Raw genomic sequence first — 4,162 nt, 5'->3', positions numbered from 1 at the left:
GTCCTGCTCATGCGCGAGGAGAAAATTCCACAGCCGCGCCGCCTGCTCGTTTGCCAGCAGACCTTCCGATACTGCTTCATCAAGCATTGTGCGCGTCAGTTTCATTTCACTCCTCCTTGAAAAACGCTATGACCTCGGCCGCTTCGCGCGTGCGTTTGAATGGCGGCAGACTTTGCCAGATGCGGCGGCCGTACGGTTTGCTGATCACGCGCGGGTCGCACAGCATCAGCACACCGCGGTCGGATTCGTCGCGGATCAAGCGGCCCGCGCCCTGCTTCAGGTTGATGATGGCTTCGGGCAGCGTGTGTCCCATGAAGCCGTTCAGGCCCTGGCGCTCCATCACTTCGATGCGGGCGGCCAGCACGGGATCATCCGGCGGCGCAAACGGCAGCTTGTCGATGATGACCAGCGACAGCGCATCGCCCCGCACGTCGACGCCTTCCCAGAAACTCTGCGAGCCAATCAGCACGCCGTTGCCGGCTTTGCGGAACTGATCCAGCAGCTCGGTGCGGCCGCGGTCGCCCTGCACGAACAGCGGGAAGTTCAGGCCGCGCTTGTCGAATTCATCGCGCAGGCGCTCGGCAGCGCGCTTGACGGCGCGCAGCGTGGTGCACAGCAGGAAGGTGCGTCCGCCGGCCGCTTCGATGATAGGCAGTGCCATATCGAGCACCGCGTCCGTGTAGCCCATCGAGTTCGGGTCCGGCAGGCCGGTCGGCACATACAGGATGCCCTGCTGCTCGTAGTTGAAGGGGCTCGGCCAGCTGCGCGCCACTTCGTTTTCCAGGCCAAGCTGCTGGGCGAAGTGCTTGAAGTCGTTCTTTACCGCCAGCGTGGCGGAMGTGAAGATCCAGCTGCGCGGCACGCCTTCGCGCTGGCCGTTGAAGATCGGCGCGATGGACAGCGGCGTCTTATGCAGCTGCAGCGAGCTTTGGAAAGCTTCAACCCAGTACACGGCTTCCTCGCCTGGCGTTACCTTGGCCTTTGGATCGAACTTCCAGGCTTCCAGTTTTTGCGACAGCTCGGCGCCACGCACGCGGCATTGCTCGATCGTCTCCGCGCGTTCGGCGGTGCGTTCCAGCACGGCGACCATGTCGATCAACTCGTCCTTCAGCGTTTGCAGCGCAGGGAAAAAATCGGAGGACGGCGCGATCTGCGGCAGCGACAGGCGCACAATGTCTTGCGAGAAGGTCAGACGCAGGTCGCGCGCGGCCTTTTCCACCGGCGTCACGACCTTGGCCCAGTCGGCGCCATCGCGCGCGTGCGCCAGGCCCTCGGCCAGCACATCGCGGCACAGTTCCAGCACATGCGAGGTCGATACCGTCTCGCCGAAGAACAGCGTGGCGGTATCGGGCAGCTGGTGCGCCTCGTCGAAGATCACGGTGTTGGCGGACGGCAGCAGCTCGGCCACGCCGGTATCCTTCAGCGCCACGTCGGCAAAGAACAGGTGGTGATTGACCACCACCACGTCCGCCTGCTGCGCCTCGCGGCGCGCCTTCATCACGAAGCAGTCCTGGTAATACTGGCACTCCTGGCCCATGCAGTTTTCGCGGGTGGAGGTCACCAGGTTCCAGATCAGTGCATTTTCCGGCACGCGCGCCAGCTCAGCCTTGTCGCCGGTGCTGGTCATTTTCAGGAAGCGCGAGATTTCACGCAAGTGGCCCACGTCCTCGCGCGAGGTCATGCGGCCGTTCTGCAGCGTGCGTTCCAGGTGGTAGTGACAGAGGTAGTTGCCCCTGCCCTTCAGCAGCGCCACCGATACCGGCGCCTGCAGTGCGGCGCGCACGGTCGGGATATCACGCAGGAAGAGCTGGTCCTGCAAGTTTTTGGTGCCGGTGGAAACGATGGTCTTGCCGCCCCACATCAGGGCGGGCACCAGATACGCAAAGGTCTTGCCCGTGCCCGTGCCGGCCTCGGCGATCAGGGTTTGCTGCTGGTCAATGGCGCCGGCGATGGCTTTGGCCATCTCGGTCTGTGATTTGCGCGGACGAAAGCCTCCGACTGCGGGCCCCAGCGGACCGCCGGTGCCGAACAGACGTTCGATCTCTGCATCATGTTTTCCGGGCGGCTCCAATGGCAGCTCGGGCTCGCCGGGAACGGCGGGCGTCAACTGTTGTTCGGTCAAGGGGAAACGGAGTTAATGGCCCTGCTCAGGCCGGTACGTCGGGCACCAATTGCATTTTCAGCAGGGTGATATAGTCTTTCAGTTGCAATTTTCGCTTCTTGAGGCGRCGCAACTGTAGTTGATCGTGATGACCATCCAGGGTCAACATTTCGATCACGGCGTCCAGGTCGCGATGCTCGACATCGAGTTCGATAATGCGGCGCTGGATTTCTTCTACGTTGGTCATGGGGTGGTATTTCGCTCAGGAAACAATCTATACTTGCAACAAAACTGCAGTCCGGTGCATAGTTTAACTCAGGTAAGCATCGGAAAAAAGCAGTCACATGAAGGACTTATGAGCGCATACAAGATCGAAGCCGGCACTGCTCAGCACATTGGCAGCCGCCCCCAGCAAAATGACCGGGTTGCATTGTTCACGACGCCAAAGGCGCCGGGCTATGTGCTGGCCGTGCTGGCGGACGGCGTCAGCGGCGGTGCGGTCGGCTCCGACCAGTTATTGCACACAGCCAAGCAATTGTTTGACGAGTACCGCGCGGCGGACGTCGCCAACCTGACTCGCTTGCAAGACCTGCTGCGTGAAATCGCGCATGACACCCATCAGATCCTCGTAATGAATCCCCTTACCGGTGCGAGCGAACCGCAGTCCACCATGGTGCTGCTGATGCTCACGCCGCAGCGCCAGATCGTGTGGGCGGTGGTTGGCGACTCGCGCTTGTATCGTTTTTCCAACAAGGAATGTGTTGCAAGAAGTAACGATGCCGACTACATCGCGCACCTGATTCTGCGCGATGGTTTGCCGGAAGATGCAGCGCGCAAGCACCGCAGTTCCAAGCTGCTCGCCAACGTGCTGGGCAATAAGCAGAAGGAACCGTTTGTGACTGTTGGTGTGCAGGAGGAACTGAAAGCAGGCGATGCTTTCCTGCTCTGTTCCGATGGTCTGTGGTCTTACTTTACCGATGCCGAACTGGCTACGGTCGTGGCCAAGAAGTCACCACGCGAGGCGTCGGAAATGCTGATCAACAAGGCGCGCGAACGCGCGCAGGGCAAGGGCGACAACTGCTCGATGGCGATCCTCAAGCTGGTCGCCCCGCCGAAAGAAGAAGTGAATTACACCGTCCAGAAATTGCGCAAGGCAGTGTGACGCCGGCGCCCGGCGGATCGGATGATCCGCCCTACGCCGAGCCGCGGTGTTGCGTAGGGCGGGTCATTGACCCGCCGGTTGCGGCGCGGAGGCGGCTTTCGCAGCTTCGGCCGCCTTGGCCGCTTCGCGCTTGCGCCTCTTCTCTTCCTTCTCCGCCTTCTTCTGCGCCACTTCCGCCTGGCGTTTTTCGGAATCAGCTTTGCGGCGCTCGAACGCGGCGGCATTGGCTGCGCGCTTCGGAGCTTCGGCGGCCTCCTTCGCTACGCGCTTCTTCTCCTCCGCATCGTGCCGTGCCTGGCGCTGTTCCGGCGTGATGGCATCCGGCTTCGGCGCCGGCTTATCGGAAGGGTCTGCGCGCTGCGGCTTCGGATTCGCCAGGCGCTGCGCTTCCTCCGCCGCATCCTTCTGCGCGCGGTCTTCCAGGTCGCGGTCACGCAGTTCGACGGCGTGACGGCGCTTGAAGTAATTGGCTTCCACTTCCACCGCGCGGATATCGGCCAGGCGCGCGCGGCGCTTTTCCTTGGCCTTGTCCAGGCAGTTATTGACGAAGAACTTGGTGTAGCACACCTTCTCGGCTTCGACGAACTCCGTTTCGGTCACGTCGCGATCCTTCTTCACCTGCAGCAGCTTGGCATCCGCCTGTTCGACGGAGTGGGTCTGGGGCACTGCCGGGTCGGTGATGGGACGGCCGATGTCCTGCGCCAGCGCGACGCCGGGCAGGAACAGTGCAAGCCACATCCAGTTTTTCAAATTCTTCTCCTTGTCAGCTCAGCGCTGCGGCAGCGCCGCGCTGTTCTTTTTCCATATACTCGCGCGACTGCATCTCGACGATACGCGACACGGTACGGTGGAATTCATTGGCCAGCATGCCGGTCGTGTACAGCTCTTCCGGCTCGACT

5 protein-coding genes are annotated in these 4,162 nt (G+C 61.9%); 1 reads left to right on the top strand and 4 read right to left on the bottom strand.

Annotated elements, in window-relative coordinates:
• Positions 1-106 precede the first annotated feature (106 nt).
• Both AB4Z11_RS25115 and AB4Z11_RS25110 read right to left on the bottom strand, forming a co-directional pair.
• Entirely contained in the window at positions 107-2,122 is a 2,016-nt protein-coding gene (locus AB4Z11_RS25115; RefSeq protein ID WP_442028495.1) for an ATP-dependent DNA helicase, read from the bottom strand.
• A 25-nt stretch (positions 2,123-2,147) separates the two neighbouring features.
• A complete protein-coding gene (locus AB4Z11_RS25110; RefSeq protein ID WP_395400657.1) occupies positions 2,148-2,348 on the bottom strand; it encodes a YdcH family protein in 201 nt (66 codons plus the stop codon).
• Between the two features lie 108 nt (positions 2,349-2,456).
• Here AB4Z11_RS25110 and AB4Z11_RS25105 point away from each other — a divergent pair, with 108 nt between their 5' ends.
• Positions 2,457-3,263 (top strand): PP2C family protein-serine/threonine phosphatase, encoded by an 807-nt coding sequence (locus tag AB4Z11_RS25105; protein ID WP_442028493.1) that lies wholly within the window; start codon positions 2,457-2,459, stop codon positions 3,261-3,263.
• 63 nt (positions 3,264-3,326) lie between these two features.
• On the opposite strand, the gene AB4Z11_RS25100 is transcribed toward AB4Z11_RS25105, so the two are convergent.
• Both AB4Z11_RS25100 and zapE read right to left on the bottom strand, forming a co-directional pair.
• Positions 3,327-4,013 (bottom strand): hypothetical protein, encoded by a 687-nt coding sequence (locus tag AB4Z11_RS25100; protein ID WP_442028492.1) that lies wholly within the window; start codon positions 4,011-4,013, stop codon positions 3,327-3,329.
• A 13-nt stretch (positions 4,014-4,026) separates the two neighbouring features.
• Positions 4,027-4,162, bottom strand: a 136-nt coding sequence (zapE, locus tag AB4Z11_RS25095) for an AFG1/ZapE family ATPase (protein WP_442028497.1), incomplete at its 5' end; no start/stop codon positions are given.

Source organism: Pseudoduganella sp. RAF53_2 (assembly GCF_052113985.1).
Taxonomy (GTDB): Bacteria; Pseudomonadota; Gammaproteobacteria; order Burkholderiales; family Burkholderiaceae_D; genus Rugamonas.
Note: the sequence above shows the minus strand (reverse complement) of the source record. Positions and strands in the feature narration are given on the sequence as shown.

What these genes read in the sequence shown, in the direction of transcription:
- AB4Z11_RS25105 (WP_442028493.1), top strand. Translation starts at nt 2,457, where the DNA reads ATGAGCGCATACAAGATCGAAGCCGGCACTGCTCAGCACATTGGCAGC.